At 74.5% G+C, this 16,830-nt stretch carries 16 protein-coding genes; 11 read left to right on the top strand and 5 right to left on the bottom strand.

The window, feature by feature from the left end; all coding sequences use genetic code 11:
• Window positions 1–118 precede the first annotated feature (118 nt).
• Window positions 119–604: a hypothetical protein gene (locus tag ACFYNX_RS24965; protein WP_365540326.1), complete on the top strand. Its 486-nt coding sequence runs from the start codon at window positions 119–121 to the stop codon at window positions 602–604.
• A 98-nt stretch (window positions 605–702) separates the two neighbouring features.
• Complete coding sequence (locus tag ACFYNX_RS24960) at window positions 703–1,566, top strand: oxygenase MpaB family protein (protein ID WP_388664250.1); 864 nt, start codon at window positions 703–705, stop codon at window positions 1,564–1,566.
• Between the two features lie 38 nt (window positions 1,567–1,604).
• Here ACFYNX_RS24960 and ACFYNX_RS24955 read toward each other — a convergent pair whose 3' ends face one another.
• The gene (locus ACFYNX_RS24955) at window positions 1,605–3,173 is read right to left on the bottom strand and encodes a M1 family metallopeptidase (protein ID WP_388664248.1); all 1,569 of its coding nucleotides are present in this window, start codon (window positions 3,171–3,173) and stop codon (window positions 1,605–1,607) included.
• Between the two features lie 225 nt (window positions 3,174–3,398).
• Here ACFYNX_RS24955 and ACFYNX_RS24950 point away from each other — a divergent pair, with 225 nt between their 5' ends.
• The 6 genes from ACFYNX_RS24950 to ACFYNX_RS24925 all read left to right on the top strand — a co-directional run bounded on the left by ACFYNX_RS24950 (window position 3,399) and on the right by ACFYNX_RS24925 (window position 10,162).
• Window positions 3,399–5,426: a Xaa-Pro dipeptidyl-peptidase gene (locus ACFYNX_RS24950; RefSeq protein ID WP_388664246.1), complete on the top strand. Its 2,028-nt coding sequence runs from the start codon at window positions 3,399–3,401 to the stop codon at window positions 5,424–5,426.
• Window positions 5,423–6,736: a M14 family zinc carboxypeptidase gene (locus ACFYNX_RS24945; RefSeq protein WP_388664244.1), complete on the top strand. Its 1,314-nt coding sequence runs from the start codon at window positions 5,423–5,425 to the stop codon at window positions 6,734–6,736. The genes ACFYNX_RS24950 and ACFYNX_RS24945 overlap by 4 nt, the downstream gene beginning before the upstream one ends.
• A 118-nt stretch (window positions 6,737–6,854) precedes the next feature.
• Window positions 6,855–7,154, top strand: a complete 300-nt coding sequence (locus ACFYNX_RS24940) for a hypothetical protein (protein WP_365540321.1) — start codon at window positions 6,855–6,857, stop codon at window positions 7,152–7,154.
• 165 nt (window positions 7,155–7,319) lie between these two features.
• The gene (locus tag ACFYNX_RS24935; protein WP_365540320.1) at window positions 7,320–7,796 is read left to right on the top strand and encodes a hypothetical protein; all 477 of its coding nucleotides are present in this window, start codon (window positions 7,320–7,322) and stop codon (window positions 7,794–7,796) included.
• A 196-nt stretch (window positions 7,797–7,992) separates the two neighbouring features.
• Window positions 7,993–9,630: an ABC-F family ATP-binding cassette domain-containing protein gene (locus ACFYNX_RS24930; protein WP_388664241.1), complete on the top strand. Its 1,638-nt coding sequence runs from the start codon at window positions 7,993–7,995 to the stop codon at window positions 9,628–9,630.
• Between the two features lie 127 nt (window positions 9,631–9,757).
• Entirely contained in the window at window positions 9,758–10,162 is a 405-nt protein-coding gene (locus ACFYNX_RS24925; protein ID WP_388664240.1) for a hypothetical protein, read from the top strand.
• Window positions 10,163–10,209: 47 nt separating this feature from the next.
• Here ACFYNX_RS24925 and ACFYNX_RS24920 read toward each other — a convergent pair whose 3' ends face one another.
• Complete coding sequence (locus tag ACFYNX_RS24920) at window positions 10,210–12,639, bottom strand: Tex family protein (protein WP_388664239.1); 2,430 nt, start codon at window positions 12,637–12,639, stop codon at window positions 10,210–10,212.
• A 95-nt stretch (window positions 12,640–12,734) separates the two neighbouring features.
• Entirely contained in the window at window positions 12,735–13,601 is an 867-nt protein-coding gene (locus tag ACFYNX_RS24915; protein WP_388664238.1) for a hypothetical protein, read from the bottom strand.
• On the opposite strand from ACFYNX_RS24915, the gene ACFYNX_RS24910 reads away from it, so the two are divergent.
• Window positions 13,600–13,953: a hypothetical protein gene (locus ACFYNX_RS24910; RefSeq protein ID WP_388664236.1), complete on the top strand. Its 354-nt coding sequence runs from the start codon at window positions 13,600–13,602 to the stop codon at window positions 13,951–13,953. The two genes, ACFYNX_RS24915 and ACFYNX_RS24910, sit on opposite strands and share 2 nt — an antisense overlap.
• 12 nt (window positions 13,954–13,965) lie before the next feature.
• Here the strand turns inward: ACFYNX_RS24910 and ACFYNX_RS24905 are convergent, their stop codons facing one another.
• Entirely contained in the window at window positions 13,966–14,709 is a 744-nt protein-coding gene (locus tag ACFYNX_RS24905; RefSeq protein ID WP_365540315.1) for an enoyl-CoA hydratase-related protein, read from the bottom strand.
• A 69-nt stretch (window positions 14,710–14,778) separates the two neighbouring features.
• Between ACFYNX_RS24905 and ACFYNX_RS24900 the strand changes: the two genes are divergently transcribed.
• Window positions 14,779–15,492, top strand: coding sequence for an HdeD family acid-resistance protein (locus tag ACFYNX_RS24900; RefSeq protein WP_388664234.1), 714 nt, complete (start codon window positions 14,779–14,781; stop codon window positions 15,490–15,492).
• 94 nt (window positions 15,493–15,586) lie between these two features.
• Entirely contained in the window at window positions 15,587–16,144 is a 558-nt protein-coding gene (locus ACFYNX_RS24895; protein WP_388664232.1) for an ATP-binding protein, read from the top strand.
• Here ACFYNX_RS24895 and idi read toward each other — a convergent pair.
• Window positions 16,110–16,730 carry an isopentenyl-diphosphate Delta-isomerase gene (gene idi, locus ACFYNX_RS24890; protein ID WP_125663071.1) on the bottom strand — a complete coding sequence of 207 codons (621 nt, stop codon included), beginning with the start codon at window positions 16,728–16,730 and terminating at the stop codon, window positions 16,110–16,112. The two genes, ACFYNX_RS24895 and idi, sit on opposite strands and share 35 nt — an antisense overlap.
• Between the last annotated feature and the right edge of the window lie 100 nt (window positions 16,731–16,830).

Genomic DNA, 16,830 nt, shown 5'->3' with positions numbered 1-16,830 from the left:
GCCGTGGTTACCTTCCGGTAGCCTCCGGGTGCCGGGAATCTGGCCGGACCCGCACGAGCGTGCCAACTCTCACTCCGGTGCCGTATTTGCACCCATTTGCTCCAGGTAGAATGCGCGCATGACCCTCGCGAACTCGCAGATCTTCAAGATGGACCTCGGTCCGCTCAACCCCGTCTGGGCCGAGCTCATCCTCGGCCTGGTGTTGTTCGGCATCACCTTCCTCATCCTGGCGAAGGGCGTCCTGCCGAAGATCAAGCGCACGCTCGACGAGCGCGAGGACGCCATCGAGGGCGGCACCGACCGCGCCGACGACCTGCGCACCGAGGCCGCCCGCGTCCGCGAGCAGTACGAGGCCGAGCTCGCCGAGGCCCGCCACGAGGCCGCGCGCATCCGCTCCAAGGCCGTCGAGGAGGGCTCCGCCGCCATCGCCGCCGCCCGCGCCGAGGGCACCACCGAGCGCGACGCCATCCTCGCCACCGGCACCGCGAAGATCGCCGAGGAGCGCGCCGCCGCCGAGCGCGAGCTCAACGCCGACGTCGACGCCTGGGCCCACGCCCTCGCCGCCCGCATCGTCGGCGAGCCGGTCGGCGCCGACCGCGCCTGACCCGTACACCCGGAAGGGGCCGTCGCCCGGGCGACGGCCCCTTCGTCGTGTCCGCCGCCCCGGGTGCACCCTGGAGACGACCGCAGAGGAGAACGACCGTGGAACGCGCGCAGCAGGCCGACCCCGCACCGCCGCCCGTCGGCGGGGTGCTGTGGAGCGTCGCCGGCGACGTCCGGGCGCTCCTCATGCTGCCCGCCGCCCTCACCATGCAGGTCGCCCACCCCGCGATCGGCGCCGGCGTCGACGAGCACTCCGTCTTCCGCACCGACCCCTGGGGCCGCGGCGAGCGCTCCCTGCGCTCGGTCCAGCTCTGGATCTACGGCGGCGAGGAGGCCGCCCGCGAAGGCCGCCGGCTCCGCGAGCTGCACCGCACGATCCGGGGCACCGACGCCCACGGACGCCGCTACCACGCCCTCACCCCCGCCTACTACTCCTGGGTCCACGCCACCGGCTTCCCCGTCTACCGGCACGGCCTCCGCCTGCTCGCCCGCCCCCTCACCGACGCCCAGGAACGGCAGCTCTACGCCGAGTGGCTCCGGGTCGGCCGCGTCCTCGGCATCCACGACCGGGACATGCCGCAGACGATCGAGGAGTTCTGGCCGTACTACCGGAAGGTCCTCGCCGAGGAGCTGGAGGCCACCGTCGTCGTACGGGAGCTCCTCGACACCGACCTGCCCGTCCCCGCCCCCGACCGGGGACCGCTGCCGGTCCGGCTCCTCCTCCGCCTCCTCTGGCCCCTCCTGCGCCGCCCCTTCCTGCGGCTGCGGGCCTTCCTCACCGCGGGCTTCATGCCCCCGGACGCCCGCGAGGCCATCGGCCTGGAGTGGACGGACGCGCAGGAGCGCGCCCTGCGCCGCCTCTGCCGGGTCCTGCGGGCCGTCGTCCCCGTCCTGCCCGAGCGGCTGCGCTACCTCCCCCTGGCCAGGGAAGCCCGGAGGGCCGCCCGCCGCGCGCGGCGCTGACGGACGGCCCCGGTCCCACTCCAGGGATGCGGTACGGCTCAGTGACCGCCGTGGCCCTCGTGACCGCGCTCGTGGTCGTGGACCGTGTTCGTCGCCGCGATCTTCTTCCACGACTTCGGCTGCGCCGGCTTCGCGGCCGCCGCGCCCGCCCGGGCCCTCGCCGCCGCCCCGGCCTTCGCGGCCGTCCGGGCGGACGGGCCGGCGTCGGCCGCCGCCGGAGCGGCCGGCTTCGACGGCTCGTACAGCCAGGTGTCGAACAGCTCGGCCAGCGGCTCGCCGGAGACCCGCTCCGCGTACCGCACGAAGTCGGCCACCCGCGCGTTGCCGTACGCGAACTGCTTCGGCCAGCCCTTCAGGATCGCGAAGAAGTCCTCGTCCCCGACCTCGTTGCGCAGCGCCTGGAGCGCCAGCGCGCCCCGGTCGTAGACGGCGCCGTGGAACTGGTTCTCCGCGCCCGGGTCACCCGGCTTCACCGTCCAGAACGGGTCGTCGGCACCCCGCAGCGCGTACACGTAGTCCGCCAGCTCCTGGGCCGTGCCCTCGCCCTCCTTCTCCGACCACAGCCACTGGCTGTAGCGGGCGAAGCCCTCGTTGATCCAGATGTCCTTCCAGTCCCGGACGGACACGCTGTCGCCGTACCACTGGTGCGCCAGCTCGTGGACGACCACCGACACGTTCGCGCCGTTGGCGAACTGCCGCGGGCTGTAGAACGGCCGGGTCTGCGTCTCCAGGGCGAAACCGCTGGTCACGTTGGGCACGTAACCGCCGAGCGCGTTGAAGGGGTACGGCCCGAAGACCGACTCCAGCCACTCCGCCACCTCGGTCGTGCGCTCGATGGAGGCGCGCGCCGCGCCCGCGTTGGCGCCCAGGTCCTTGCTGTACGCGTTGAGGACCGGCAGACCGTTCGCGGTCCGGTCCGTCGTGATGTCGAACCTGCCGACGGCGAGCGTCGCCAGGTAGGTCGCCTGCGGCTTGTCGGAGCGCCAGTTGAAGCGGGTCCAGCCCAGCGACGTGGACTGCGACTGCAACACGCCGTTGCTGATGGCCTGATGACCGGCCGGCACCGAGACCGAGACGTCGAAGGTGGCCTTGTCCAGCGGGTGGTCGTTGGACGGGAACCACCACACGGCCGAGTCCGGCTCCTGCGCGGCGACGCCGCCGTCCGGGGTGCGGGCCCAGGCCGACCAGCCGTCCACCTTGAACTCGGAGGGCTTGCCCGCGTAGCGGACGACCACCGAGATCTCCTTGTTCTTCTCCAGCGGGACGGCCGGGGTGACCTCCAGCTCGTGGTCGCCCGAAGCGGTGAACTTCGCGACCCGGCCGTTCACCCGGACCTCGCTGACCTTCAGACCGAGGTCGAGGTTGAACCGGGACAGGTTCTGCTTGGTGGTGGCGAGTATCGTCGCCGTGCCCTCCAGGAGGTCCGTGGCGGGCTGGTACTTCAGGCGCAGGTCGTAGTGCGAGACGTCGTAGCCGCCGTTGCCGCTGGCCGGGTAGTAGGAGTCGCCGATGCCCGGGGCCCCGGGGGTGAAGTCGGCCGCCGATGCCGGGATCGCCAGCAGCAGGGAGGCCGCGAGGGCGCTCGGAACGATGATTCTGCGGTGCACAGGTGCTCCCCAAGTCATAAGAAACGTAAGACGCGCGGGTAGTCGTCGGTCCTTAGCAACGACACTATTCAGACCCCCGACGGGCCGTCACGTCCAGAGGACCTCCTGTCACACGATCGCCATTCGGCCGACACGAACCCCTCCACCCACGGGATCCCCCCGAATGGACCCTGATTCCCTCCGGCGCTCTTTTGCACGGGAGTTGACCGGGGTACGTTCCCGCCCATGCCGATGCGAAAGCGGATCACCCGCGGAGCCCGAGCGCCGTACGGAGCCCTCGTGGCGGCGGCCACGGCCGCGCTGCTCGCGACCCTCGTCACCCCGGCCGGCGCCCGGACCGGCCCCGCCGCGCCCGCGACCGGGTCCGTGCGCGAGTCGCGCCCCGTCCACTCGTACGCCGACGCCGTCCGCGAGTCCGTCTGGGTCGACACCGGACTCGACGGCGACGGCGACGGACGCGCCGACCGGGTCGCCGTCGACGTCGTCCGCCCCCGGGAACCCGCCGCGGCCGGCCGCAGGATCCCGGTGATCATGGACGCCAGCCCGTACTACGCCTGCTGCGGACGCGGCAACGAGAGCCAGAGGAAGACGTACGACGCGGACGGGAAACCGGTCCGGTTCCCGCTGTACTACGACAACTTCTTCGTCCCGCGCGGCTACGCCTTCGTCGCCGTCGACCTCGCCGGGACCAACCGCTCCGACGGCTGCGACGACGTCGGCGGGCGCTCCGACGTGCGGTCCGCCAAGGCCGTCGTCGACTGGCTGAACGGCCGCGCCCGCGGCTACACCACCCGCACCGGCACGGCCCCGGCCCGCGCCACCGGCTGGAGCACCGGCGACGTCGGCATGATCGGAAAGAGCTGGGACGGCACCATCGCCAACGGCGTGGCCGCCACCGGCGTCGAAGGGCTGAAGACGATCGTCCCCATCGGCGCCATCTCCTCCTGGTACGACTACTTCCACTCCCAGGGCGCCCCCCTCTACGACGCCAACCCGAGCTGGCTCTCCGACTACGTCGGCAGCCCGGAGGCACGGGCCCGCTGCGGCGCCGTCCAGGACCGCATCACCACCGCCACCCCCTACAGCGGCGACTGGACCGCCGCCTGGAGCGAGCGCGACCACGTCAAGGACGCCGGCCGGGTGAAGGCCAGCGTCTTCGCCGTGCACGGACTCCAGGACCTCAACGTGCGGGCCGGGCAGTTCGGCCGGTGGTGGGACGCGCTCGCCGCCCACGGCGTCGAACGGAAGGTCTGGCTCTCGCAGACCGGCCACGTCGACCCCTTCGACTTCCGGCGCGCCGACTGGGTCCGCACCCTGCACCGCTGGTTCGACCACTACCTCCTCGGCTACGACAACGGCATCGACCGCGAGCCCGTCGCCGACGTCGAGCGCGCCCCGGACCACTGGGCCACCGACCGGCACTGGCCGCCGACCGGCACCGCGACCACCACCCTGCGCCCCGCCCCCGGCACCGCCGGCGGGCCCGGCGTCCTCGGCCGCGCCCCCGCCGCCCCCGGCTCCACCGCGACCTTCACCGACGACCCGGCCCTCGGCGAACTGGACTGGGCGGCCCGGATCGACACCGCGACCCCCGAGAAGGCCGGATTCGTCACCCGGCCGCTCTCCCGCGACCTGCGGATCGCCGGCTCCTCCCGGGTGACGGTCACCGCCACCCCGACCACCGCCACCGCCCACCTCTCCGCCGTCCTCGTCGACCTCGGCCCCGCCACCATCCGCGACTACGCGGCGGCGGGGGAGGGCATCACCACCCTCGACGGGCGCACCTGCTGGGGCGCGAGCACCCCCGGCGACAGCGCCTGCTACAAGGAGACCGCGGCCCGCACCGCCGACGTCGGGCACACGGTCGTCAGCCGGGGCTGGGCCGACCTCGGCACCTGGGCCGACCCCCGGAAGGGACGCCCGCTGACCCCCGGCAGGGCGTACACCCTCACCCTGGACCTCGCCGCCACCGACCACGTCGTCCCGGCCGGCCACAAGCTGGCCCTGATCGTCGGCGGCACCGACCGGGACCTGCTCGACCCCCCGTCGACCACCCCCACCCTCACCCTGGACCTCGCCCGGACCCGGGCGGAGCTGCCCCTGGTCGGCGGCGCGGGCGCCTTCGTCCGGGCCACGAGGGGACCGGCCCCGGCCCTCTCCGCGCCGCCGTCCCTCCTCCTGCCGCCGGGCGGATCCGTCCCGCCGGCCGCCGTCGCCGGGCCGCGCCTGCCCGGAGCGGGGGCCGCCCGATGACGACCCCCAGCGCGCGGCGGGGCTCACGGCGCGCGCTCGCCCTCCTGGCGGGCGCCGCCGTCCTCGCCCTGCCGCTCGTCGCCGTCCCCGCCGAGACCGCGGGCAGCGCCCCCGCGCAACCGCCGCCGCGCACCGGCTTCGAGACGAGCCGGGGCGCCCGGTGGACCACCGAGGCCGAGGAGCGGGACTTCCTCGCGGCCGTCGACCGGGCGGGCGACCGGGTGTCGCTGCGCGAGATCGGCACCACCGCCCAGGGCCGCCCGCTCCGCCTCGCCGCCCTCGGCGCGGCCCGGGCCGCCACGACCGTGCTCCTCGTGTGCAGCCAGCACGGCGACGAGCCCGCCGGCCGCGAGGCCTGTCTGAGCACGATCCGCGACCTCGCGTTCGCCCGGGACCCGCAGACCCGCCGCTTCCTCGACCGCACCACCGTCCTGGTCGTCCCGACCGCGAACCCCGACGGCCGGGAGGCCGACACCCGGGGCAACGCCGACGGCGTCGACGTCAACCGCGACCACATCGCCCTGCGGACCGCCGAGGCACGGGCGGTCGCCGCCGTCGTCCGCGACCGCCGCCCCCACCTCGTGTACGACCTGCACGAGTACGGCGCCACCCCCCGGTACTACGAGAAGGACCTGCTCGCGCTCTGGCCCCGCAGCCTCGACGCCGACCCGCACGTCCACGACGAGTCCCGGACGCTCTCCGAGACGTACGTCCGCCCCGCCGCCGGACTCGCCGGGTACAGCACCGGGATCTACGGCATCTGGACCGACCCGCTCACCGGCGAACCGGTCCGGCAGGTCGCGGGCGACGGCCAGGAGCGGATCCTGCGGAACACGGCCGGCATCAAGCACGCCGCCGGCCTGCTCGTCGAGACCCGGGTGGACGCGCTCGACCCGGCCGAGAAGGACGACCCGCCCCGCAACCACCGGCGCCGGGTCGCCAGTCAGCACGCCGCCCTGAAGGGGATGTTCACCTACCTCGACGCGCGGCGCGGTCCGCTGGCGGCGGCCACCGTCCGCGCCCGGCTCGCCGGCCTCGCCGACCGGGGCCCGGTCTTCCTCGGCGGCGCCGACGACGACCCGCCGGAGCCGGAGGAGATCCTGGCCGACCCGCCCTGCGGCTACCGCCTGGACGCCGCGCAGTACGCCGAGGCCGGCGACGAACTCGCCCTGCACGGCGTCACCGTACGGCGGGAGGGGGCGGGGGCGTTCGTACCGCTGCGGCAGTCGCAGCGCGCGCTCGTCCCCCTGCTGCTCGACGGACGGGCCGCCTACCACCTCGTCAGTGGGAGTCCTGTGGAGGAGTGTTGACGACCCCGTGGGCCCCGGGCCCCCTGGCGTGATGCCGATGTTTGCCGAGGTAAAGTTACCTGCCGGTACTGACCATGCCTCGAACGGGTCTTCCTGGCCCGGGAGTTGGAGAAACGCCATGCGTCCCACCCAGACCGCGCGCCGCGTCCTGCCGGCCCTGCTCGCCACCATGCTGCTGGCCGGCGGTGTGCTGGCCGGCCAGACGGTGACCGCCGAGCCCGCGGCGGCCGCCTACACCTGCAACGTCAGCAAGCTGAAGGCCGACGCCCGCAAGGAGCGCGACCGCGCCGCCAAGCTCAAGCGCCTCGGCGCCACGACGGAGGCCAAGAAGGCCCTCGCCAAGGCCGCCGCCCTGGAGAAGCGCGCCAAGCAGTGCGCCGACGCGGACAACAGCAGCCGCCCGCCGTTCGGCAAGTGACACCCCGCGCGGGGCGGTCGCCGACCGAAAGGCCGGCGACCGCCCCGCGGCCGTCCAGGGCGTCGGACACCCGCCTCCCGGGGGCCCGCCGCCGTACCCGGATCGGGACATTCCCAGGACGGATCAGCCATGGAACGGGCCGCTCCGCGGGGAAATACTCGGAGCATGCCGTCCGCGTACACCAGCCTCGACCTGACCCCCGCGACCGACCTCGCCCCCACCGACCTCCTGGTCGGCGGCAGGCCGCTGCTCCACCGGCTCGACGGGGCCGACGGCGCGGACACCGTCTCCCCCCTGGCGTCGGACCTCCCGCCCGTCCTCCGGGCCGAGCACGTCCGCCGCCTCCTCGACGCCGGCGACCACGGCCTCCCGGGCGGCCGGTACGTGATCCACTCCTGCCCCGACTGCGACGACCCCGGCTGCGGAGCCGTCACGGCCGTCGTGGAGCGCGACGGCGACGACGTCGTCTGGCGCGACTTCGCCTGGTGGACCGGCCCCGCCGTGGACCTCGCGCGCGACGGCTACCCCGGCACCGGCCCCTACCGCTTCCACGGCCCCACCCACCGGGCCGTGCTCCTCCGGCTCCTCGACGGGACCCGGCCCGGGACCGCCCCCGTCCCGGTGGGCGCCTCCCGCGGCTGACCCGGACCTCCGCCGCGCCCTCCGGCCTCTGCCTCCCTCCGGCCTCTGCCTCCCTCCGGCCTCTGCCTCCCTCCGGCCTCTGCCGCGCCCCGGGCCTCCGCCCGCGCCCCCGGCCTCCGCCCGCGCCCCAGGCCCCGCCCCCACCGCGCCCCGGGACCCCAGGCGGTTCCTCCCGTCGCCTAGGATTCGTCCCCTGATGACTGCAACCCTCGTCGCCAAGGACCTCGCCGCCGGCCACGGCGAGCGCACCCTCTTCGCCCAGCTCGACCTCGTCGTCGCCCCCGGCGACGTCATCGGCCTCGTCGGCGTCAACGGCGCCGGCAAGTCGACCCTGCTGCGGCTGCTCGCCGGGCTCGACGCCCCGGAGGAGGGCGAGCTGAGGCTCTCCCCGCCCACCGCCGCCGTCGGCCACCTCCCGCAGGAGCCCGAGCGGCGCGCGGGCGAGACCGTGCGGGAGTTCCTCGCCCGGCGCACCGGCGTCGCCGCCGCCCAGAGCGCGATGGACGAGGCCACCCAAGGCCTCGTCGACGGCACCCCCGGCGCCGACGACGCGTACGCCGTCAGCCTGGAGCGCTGGCTGGACCTCGGCGGCGCCGACCTCGACGAGCGCGCCGAGGAGGTCGCGGGCTCCCTCGGGCTCACCGTCGGCCTCGACCAGCCGATGACCTCCCTCTCCGGCGGCCAGGCCGCCCGCGCCGGCCTCGCCTCCCTCCTCCTCTCCCGCTACGACGTCTTCCTGCTCGACGAGCCCACCAACGACCTGGACCTCGAAGGCCTGGAGCGCCTGGAGGCCTTCGTGAAGGGGCTGCGCGCCGGGACGGTCGTCGTCAGCCACGACCGCGAGTTCCTCGCCCGCACCTGCACCAAGGTCCTCGAACTCGACCTCGCCCAGCAGCAGATCACCCTGTACGGCGGCGGTTACGAGGCCTACCTGGAGGAGCGGGAGACCGCCCGGCGCCACGCGCGCGAGGAGTTCGAGGAGTACGCCGGGAGGAAGGCGGCCCTGGAAGCGCGCGGCCACATGCAGCGGTCCTGGATGGACAAGGGCGTCCGGAACGCCCGCCGCAAGGCCACCGACGGCGACAAGCTCGGCCGCAACGCCCGCAGCGAGGCCAGCGAGAAGCAGGCCGCGAAGGCCCGGCAGACCCAGCGCATGATCGAGCGCCTCGACGTCGTCGAGGAGCCCCGCAAGGAGTGGGAGCTGCGCATGGAGATCGCCGCCGCCCCGCGCTCCGGCTCGGTCGTGGCGACCCTGCGCGAGGCCGAGGTGCGCCGCGGCGACTTCTCCTTCGGCCCCGTCACCCTCCAGATCGACTGGGCCGACCGGGTCGCCGTCACCGGTGCCAACGGCGCCGGGAAGTCGACCCTGCTCGCCGCCCTCCTCGGCCGCCTCCCGCTGGACTCGGGCGACGCGTCGCTCGGCCCGGGCGTCGTCGTCGGCGAGGTCGACCAGGCCCGCAAGCTCTTCCACGGCACCGAGACCCTCCTGGAGGCGTTCTGCGCGGCCGTGCCCGATACCGAGCCCGCCGAGGTCAGGACCCTGCTCGCCAAGTTCGGCCTGAAGGCCGTCCACGTGCTGCGGCCCGCCACCACGCTCTCGCCGGGCGAGCGGACCCGGGCCGCGCTCGCGCTGCTCCAGGGCCGGGGCGTGAACCTGCTGGTCCTCGACGAGCCGACCAACCACCTGGACCTCCCGGCGATCGAACAGCTCGAGTCCGCCCTCGACTCGTACACCGGCACGCTGCTGCTCGTCACCCACGACCGGCGCATGCTCGACGCCGTCCGCACCACCCGCCGCGTCGAGGTCGCCGACGGCAAGGTCACCGAACTCTGAGACACCCCGGCCCGGGCCGCCCGTCTTGCACGGGCGTGACCCGGGCCGTGAACTGTACGCACGACGGCTCTCCGCGGGGGCGCGGCCGGCCCCGTCCCCGCGGACGGCACTCTTCAGGAGGCACCACATGACCGACGACGGCATCACCCGGCTCCTCGCGATGCTGGACGACCTCGACGCGGACGTCGACGCGACGATCGACCTCGCCGACCAGATCGCGGCGACGGGCGGCCCGGAGCTGCTGCCGCGCCTGGAGGCCGAACTCGGCCGGGCGGTCGAGGAGCGCAACGGGTACGCCCGCGAGCTGCTCGGCGGCGTCGTCGCGGGCATCGGCGGCACCGGCCGCCTCCCGGTCCTGGTGCGGGCCTCCGCCGTCGACCTCGGCGACGACCAGGACGGCCTGGCCGCCGAGATCGTCGACCTCGTCCAGGCCGACCCGCAGCAGGCCGAGGCCCTGCTGCGGCCCCTGACGGAGGACGACGACCTCGCCGTCGCCCACCGCGCCGACTGGGCCCTGCGCTTCCTGCCGTAGCGACGCCCGTACGGGAAGGGACCACGGCTCCTTCCCGTACCCCGGCGCTACCGGCGCTTGCCGCCGCCCTCGCCCAGCAGGCCCGCCTTGCGGAGGGCGTCGGCCATGGCGCTGTTGGCGGGCGCCGGGGCCGCGCCCCGGTCCCGGCCGTTGCCGCCCCGGCCGCCCTGGCCGTCGCGCTCGGCCCGGCGGCCGCCGCCGCCCTGCCGCTGCTGCGGCGGCCGGCCGGAGCGCTCGCCCCGGTCACCGCGCTCGCCCCGGCCGCGCCCGCCCGCGCCGCCCGCCGCGTCCGCGCCCGGCTCGTCGTCGAGCCGCAGCGTCAGCGAGATCCGCTTGCGGGGGACGTCCACGTCCAGGACCTTCACCTTGACCACGTCGCCGGGCTTCACCACGTCGCGCGGGTCCTTCACGAAGGTCTTCGACATCGCGGACACGTGCACCAGGCCGTCCTGGTGCACGCCGATGTCCACGAACGCCCCGAACGCCGCCACGTTGGTGACGACGCCCTCCAGGACCATCCCGGACGCCAGGTCGCCGATCTTCTCGACGCCCTCCTTGAAGGTGGCGGTCCGGAACGCCGGACGCGGGTCGCGGCCCGGCTTCTCCAGCTCGCGCAGGATGTCCGTCACCGTCGGCAGACCGAAGGTCTCGTCGACGAAGTCGTCCGCCCGCAGCGAGCGCAGCGTGCCGGTGTCGCCGATCAGCGACGCGACCCCGCCGCCGGTCGTCTTCGCCATCCGGCGCACCACCGGGTACGCCTCCGGGTGCACGGAGGAGGCGTCCAGCGGGTCGTCGCCGCCCCGGATGCGCAGGAAGCCCGCGCACTGCTCGTACGCCTTCGGGCCGAGCCGCGCCACGTCCTTGAGCGCCCGGCGGGAGCGGAAGGGCCCGTGGGCGTCCCGGTGCGCCACGATGTTCTCCGCGAGGCCGGAGCTGATGCCCGAGACGCGCGAGAGGAGCGGCGCGGAGGCGGTGTTCACGTCCACGCCGACGCCGTTCACGCAGTCCTCGACCACCGCGTCGAGCGAGCGCGAGAGCTTCACCTCGGCCAGGTCGTGCTGGTACTGGCCGACGCCGATCGACTTCGGGTCGATCTTCACCAGCTCCGCCAGCGGGTCCTGGAGCCGCCGGGCGATGGAGACGGCGCCGCGCAACGACACGTCCAGGCCCGGGAGTTCCTGCGAGGCGAACGCGGAGGCCGAATAGACCGAGGCGCCGGCCTCCGAGACCATCACCTTGGTCAGGTTCAGCTCGGGGTGCCCGGCGACGAGTTCGGCCGCCAGCCTGTCGGTCTCGCGGGAGGCCGTGCCGTTGCCGATCGCGACCAGCTCGACCGCGTGCTCCTTCGCGAGCCGCGCGAGGGTCGCCAGGGCCTTGTCCCACTTGTTCGCCGGGACGTGGGGGTGGATCGTGTCGGTGGCGACGACCTTGCCGGTCGCGTCCACGACGGCGACCTTCACGCCCGTGCGGAAACCGGGGTCGAGGCCCAGGGTCGCCCGGGTGCCGGCCGGCGCGGCGAGCAGCAGGTCCCGCAGGTTCGCCGCGAAGACACGCACGGCCTCGTCCTCGGCGGCCGTCCGCAGCCGCAGCCGCAGGTCGATCCCGAGGTGCACCAGGATCCGGGTCCGCCAGGCCCAGCGGACGGTGTCCTGGAGCCACTTGTCCCCGGGGCGCCCCCGGTCGGCCACGCCGAAGCGGTGCGCGACGATCCCCTCGTACGAGGAGGGGCCCTCGACGGGCTCCTCCGGCTCCAGGTCCAGGGCGAGCACGTCCTCCTTCTCGCCGCGCAGCATGGCGAGCACCCGGTGCGAGGGGAGCGCCGTGAACGGCTCGGCGAAGTCGAAGTAGTCGGCGAACTTCGCCCCCGGCCCCTCCTTGCCGTCGCCCTTGCCGTCCCGCACCTTCGCCACCAGACGGCCCCGGCCCCACATGCGCTCGCGCAGCTCGCCGATGAGGTCGGCGTCCTCGGAGAACTTCTCCGCGAGGATCGCCCGCGCGCCCTCCAGGGCCGCCGCCGCGTCCGCGACGCCCTTGCCGGCGTCCACGAAGGCCGCCGCGGCGGCCGACGGCTCCACGGACGGGTCCGCGAGCAGCCCCTCCGCCAGCGGCTCCAGACCGGCCTCGCGGGCGATCTGCGCCTTGGTCCGGCGCTTCGGCTTGAAGGGCAGGTAGATGTCCTCCAGGCGCGCCTTGGTGTCGGCGCCCAGGATGCGGGCCTCCAGGTCCTCCGTCAGCTTGCCCTGCTCGCGGACCGAGTCGAGGACGGCCGACCGGCGGTCCTCCAGTTCGCGCAGGTAGCGCAGCCGCTCCTCCAGGGTGCGGAGCTGCGCGTCGTCGAGCGTCTCGGTCGCTTCCTTGCGGTAGCGCGCGATGAACGGCACGGTCGAACCGCCGTCGAGGAGCTCGACGGCTGCCCTCACCTGTCGCTCGCGTACGCCGAGTTCCTCGGCGATCCTTGCTTCGATGGACGTCGTCACGGTGTCCCGACTCGCCTTCTCGTGCCTCAAGCTTGCGACTGCATTGTGCCGGGTCGGTCACCCGTACGCGGCAACCGACCCGTCCCGCGCGTCCTTCAGCCCTTGCCGACGAGGTCCTCCGGGAAGGCGCCCGCGGCCGCCGCCGCGAAGAGGAAGCCGCGGCCCAGCTCCGTGAGGCGCTCGACGCCGGGCGCGCCGAGGTGCTCGTACGGGGCGGAGTCCAGCCGGTCGGTGTGCTCCTCGAGCTCGGCGCGCAGGGTCGTCCCGGCCTCGGTCAGCTCGCCCTCGGCGTCGATCAGGCCCCGGTCGCGCAGCCGCTGCACCGCCCCCTCCCAGTCGACGCGCCGCCAGCCCCGGGAGCCGAGGACCCAGCGCGGGGCCATGCCCCTGCCGGTGGCGGTGTGGGAGGCGAGGGCCTCGACGGGGTCGAGCCCGGCGGAGAGCAGGGCCGCGAGGTGCCCGTCGCCCCGGTGCTCGCGCAGCAGGGTGGTGGCGTGCCAGTAGGCGAGGTGGGGCTCCTCGGGGACCGGCAGGTCGGCGTTGGCCGAGTACAGGGGCCGGGCGTGCCGGGTGCAGGCCTCGGCGGCCCGCAGCGCGAGCTCCGCCGCCTCGGCCATCTCCGGGGAGGCGACGGCGTCCTCGCCGAGCAGCCGGCGCAGGGTGGCGTCGACGGCGCGCAGCCGCGCGGCCAGGACCTCGGCGGGGGAGGCGGTCTCCCACACGGCGGGCAGGTGCCGGGCGAGCAGCTCGTGGTTGTAGTTGTAGAAGGTCGCCGTGACCGTGCCCGCGCCCACCGCACCGAGCGGGGCGCTCCGGGCGGCGAGCCGCATCGCGCTCTGGTCGGCGAAGCCGAGGGCGGAGAACTCGCGGTCCAGGTCCGGCGAGAAGTACAGCGAGGAGTGCAGCGAGTTCAGAGCGTTGTGGCATCGGCGTCCGGCACGCGGCGGAAGGGCGTTCGTCATGCCCTCAACGTTACCGACTGGTCGGTACGACGGGAACAGGCGCGGGGCCTCCGGCGGCGGGAGCGCCCACACCCCCTCGGCCGGCGGGAGTCGACGCGTCCCCTCGGCCGGCGGGGACAGGGACCCCTTCCCCCGGCGGGAGCGGCGCGTTCCCTCCGCCGGGGTCTCCTCCGGCATCGCCATGGCCCTCCACCTCCTCGGCCGGATCGCCGGGGACGAGACCGCCCGGGCGGTCCAGCTCCGCACCGAGTACGACCCGCAGCCGCCCTGCGACGCGGGTTCGACGGAGAAGGCCCCGGCCGGGATCGTCGCGAAGTGGCGCGCGGAGACCGGTCGGCCCGGGGCCGCGTAGCCCGTACGGGCCTCAGAGCCCGTACGTGAAGCGGGGCGGGCGGCGCTCCAGGAAGGCGGCGACCCCCTCCGCGGTGTCGCCGCTGCCGCGCGCCTGCTCCGCCCAGTGGGCGTCCCGGTCCGTGCGCCCGTCGGCGAACTCCTTGGCCGCCGCCTGGGTGAGCGGCGAACGGGAGGCGAGCACCCGGCAGAACTCCGCCACCCGCTTGTCCAGTTCGCCCGCCGGGTGGAGCTCGTCCACGAGCCCCGTCCGCAGCGCCCGCTCCGCGTCGATCAGTTCGCCGGAGAACAGCAGGTACTTGGCGGCCGACGGGCCCACGAGGGCGGCGAGGCGGCGGGTCGACGAGGACGGGTAGACGATGCCGAGCTTCGCGGGGGTGACCCCGAAGCGGGCGCCCTCCTCGGCGAACCGCAGGTCGCAGGCGGCGGCGAGCTGGCTGCCGCCCCCGACGCAGAAGCCCCGGACGGCCGCCAGGGTCGGCTTGGGGAAGGCCGCGAGCGCCTCCTCCGCCCGTACCGCCAGGCGCTGCTGCTCGTCCCCGGGCTCCCGCAGCGCCGAGATGTCCGCCCCGGCGCAGAAGGTGTCGCCCTCGCCGGTCAGGACCAGGACCCGGACCGCCGGGTCGGCGGCGAGCCGCTCCAGGACGCCCGGCAGGGCGCGCCACATGCCGGCGCTCATCGCGTTGCGCTTGGCCGGGTTGGCGATGACGACGGTGGCGATCCCGTCCGTGACGCTCTCCTGCAGCTTCGGCTCCATGGGCCGGATGCTATCCGGCACGCCCGAACGTACGATCAGGAAGGGGCCGCCCTGCCGAGGAGGCACCGGATGACCGAGGACCGCCGCGAGGCGAAGGACGCTCCCGACCCGGCCGGGGACGTGCGGCGCCGGGGGAAGAAGCTGAACCGCAGCTTCGGTTGGCTCGCCGCGCTCGGCGCCCTGCTGGTGGTCGGCGGGATCGTCGGCCTCGTCTACACGGGCGCCGCCACCCTGACCTCGATGCTGCTTTTCGGCTGGCTGCTGCTGATCGGCGGCGCCGTCGGACTGCTCCAGGCCGTCCAGTCGCGGGGCACCGGCTACTTCTGGCTCGCCGCGGTGGTGGCCGCCCTGAACATCGCGGCCGGCGTCGTGGTGATCCGGCACCCCGAGGGTTCGGCGGAGGCGCTGACGATGTTCGCGGCCCTGCTCTTCCTGACCGGCGGGCTGTTCCGGCTCGTCGGCAGCGTGGTGGTGCGCGGCCCGCAGTTCGGCTGGACCCTCTTCCAGGGCGCCTTCGGCCTGCTGCTCGGCCTGCTCGTCCTCTTCGACTGGCCGCACAGCAGCCGGTACGTCCTCGGGGTCTTCTTCTCGCTCGCGCTGCTCTTCGACGGCCTCGGCCTGCTCGCGATCGGGGTGGGCGGCCGACGGATCGTCAGTATGGTGACCCCGCCGGAACCGGTTCCGGCCCCTTCTCCGAAGACCCCGCCGGACCCCTCGTCGGAGCCTTCTCCGAGGCCCTCTCCGGAGTCCTCAGAAAGCGTGCGCGATCAGTCGAACAACTGACATCGGCATACTCACCCGATCAGAAGGCAGCCGATAAGTGTCGACTTGTGGTCAGTAGGTGAGTCCACCCCCGCGGATTGCCAAGACTCGATCCGTGGCGAGAATCGAGCACGAGGGTGGGAACCGGACGGTGGAGCCCCGCGAAGGCGGCCCTGCCCGACACCCGTCCTACGAAGGAGTCTGGCGCTTCACCGCTGCCGCGGTCGACGTCTCCGTCCCGCAGGCCCGGCACGCCGTGCGCGACCTGCTGGTCCGCCAGGGCGTCCCCCTCCACGACGAGATCATGGACGGCCTGCTGCTGATCGTCTCCGAGCTGGTCACCAACGCCGTGCGGCACGCGGCGCTGCTGTCCCCGGAGATAGCGGTCGAGGTGGCGATCGGCCCCGAGTGGATCCGGGTGTCCGTCGAGGACAACCACCCCTACCGACCCAAGGCCCTGGAGGCCGACTGGGGGCAGACCGGCGGCCGGGGCCTGCTCCTGGTCCGCGAGATCGCCCAGGAGGCCGGCGGCGCCTGCGACGTCGAGCACACCGCGAGCGGCGGCAAGATCATCTGGGCGGCGCTGCCCCTGGCCCCGATGGCACCGGGGCCGGGGGCGGCGCCCCAGGAGCCGGTGGTCACCAGCCCCCGGACGGACCCGTCAGCTCCCTGACGGCCGGGCGCGCCGCGTCGAGCACCGTCATGAACCAGGCGGAGAACGGCGCGGCGGCGTGCCGCTCGGACAGCTCGGCGGGGGTCACGAAGGCGGTGTCCTCGATCTCCTCCGGGTCCGGGCGCGGCTCGGCCTGCACCAGGCCGACGAAGAGGTGGTTGAACTCCTGCTCCACCAGGCCCGAGGCCGGGTCCGGGTGGTTGTAGCGGACCGTGCCGGCCTCCGCGAGCAGCGAGGGCGAGACGCCCAGCTCCTCGAAGGTGCGCCGGGCCGCCGCCGCGAACGGCGCCTCGCCCGGGTAGGGGTGGCCGCAGCAGGTGTTCGACCAGACGCCGGGGGAGTGGTACTTGCCGAGCGCCCGCCGCTGGAGGAGCAGCCGGCCCGACTCGTCGAAGAGGAAGACGGAGAAGGCCCGGTGGAGCTGCCCCGGCGCCTGGTGGGCGGTGAGCTTCTCCGCCGTGCCGATGGTCCTTCCGTCCTCGTCGACCAGTTCGAGCATGATCGGGGCCGGGTCTCCGGACGGCTGGACACCGTTCGACGCGATCTCCGGAGAGATCTGAGCCGCGGTGGCTGGTGTGGTCGGCATACCCATCCTTCGCTTCGGTCCTCGGCCCGGTGGGGCCCCCTCAGTCTGCCGTACAAAAGCGGCTTGTCCGTACTTCGACGGCCGGACGCGACCGCTCCCA

Source organism: Streptomyces sp. NPDC007872 (assembly GCF_042868165.1).
Lineage (GTDB): Bacteria > Actinomycetota > Actinomycetes > Streptomycetales > Streptomycetaceae > Streptomyces.
This window is presented reverse-complemented; position numbering and strand designations above follow the sequence as displayed.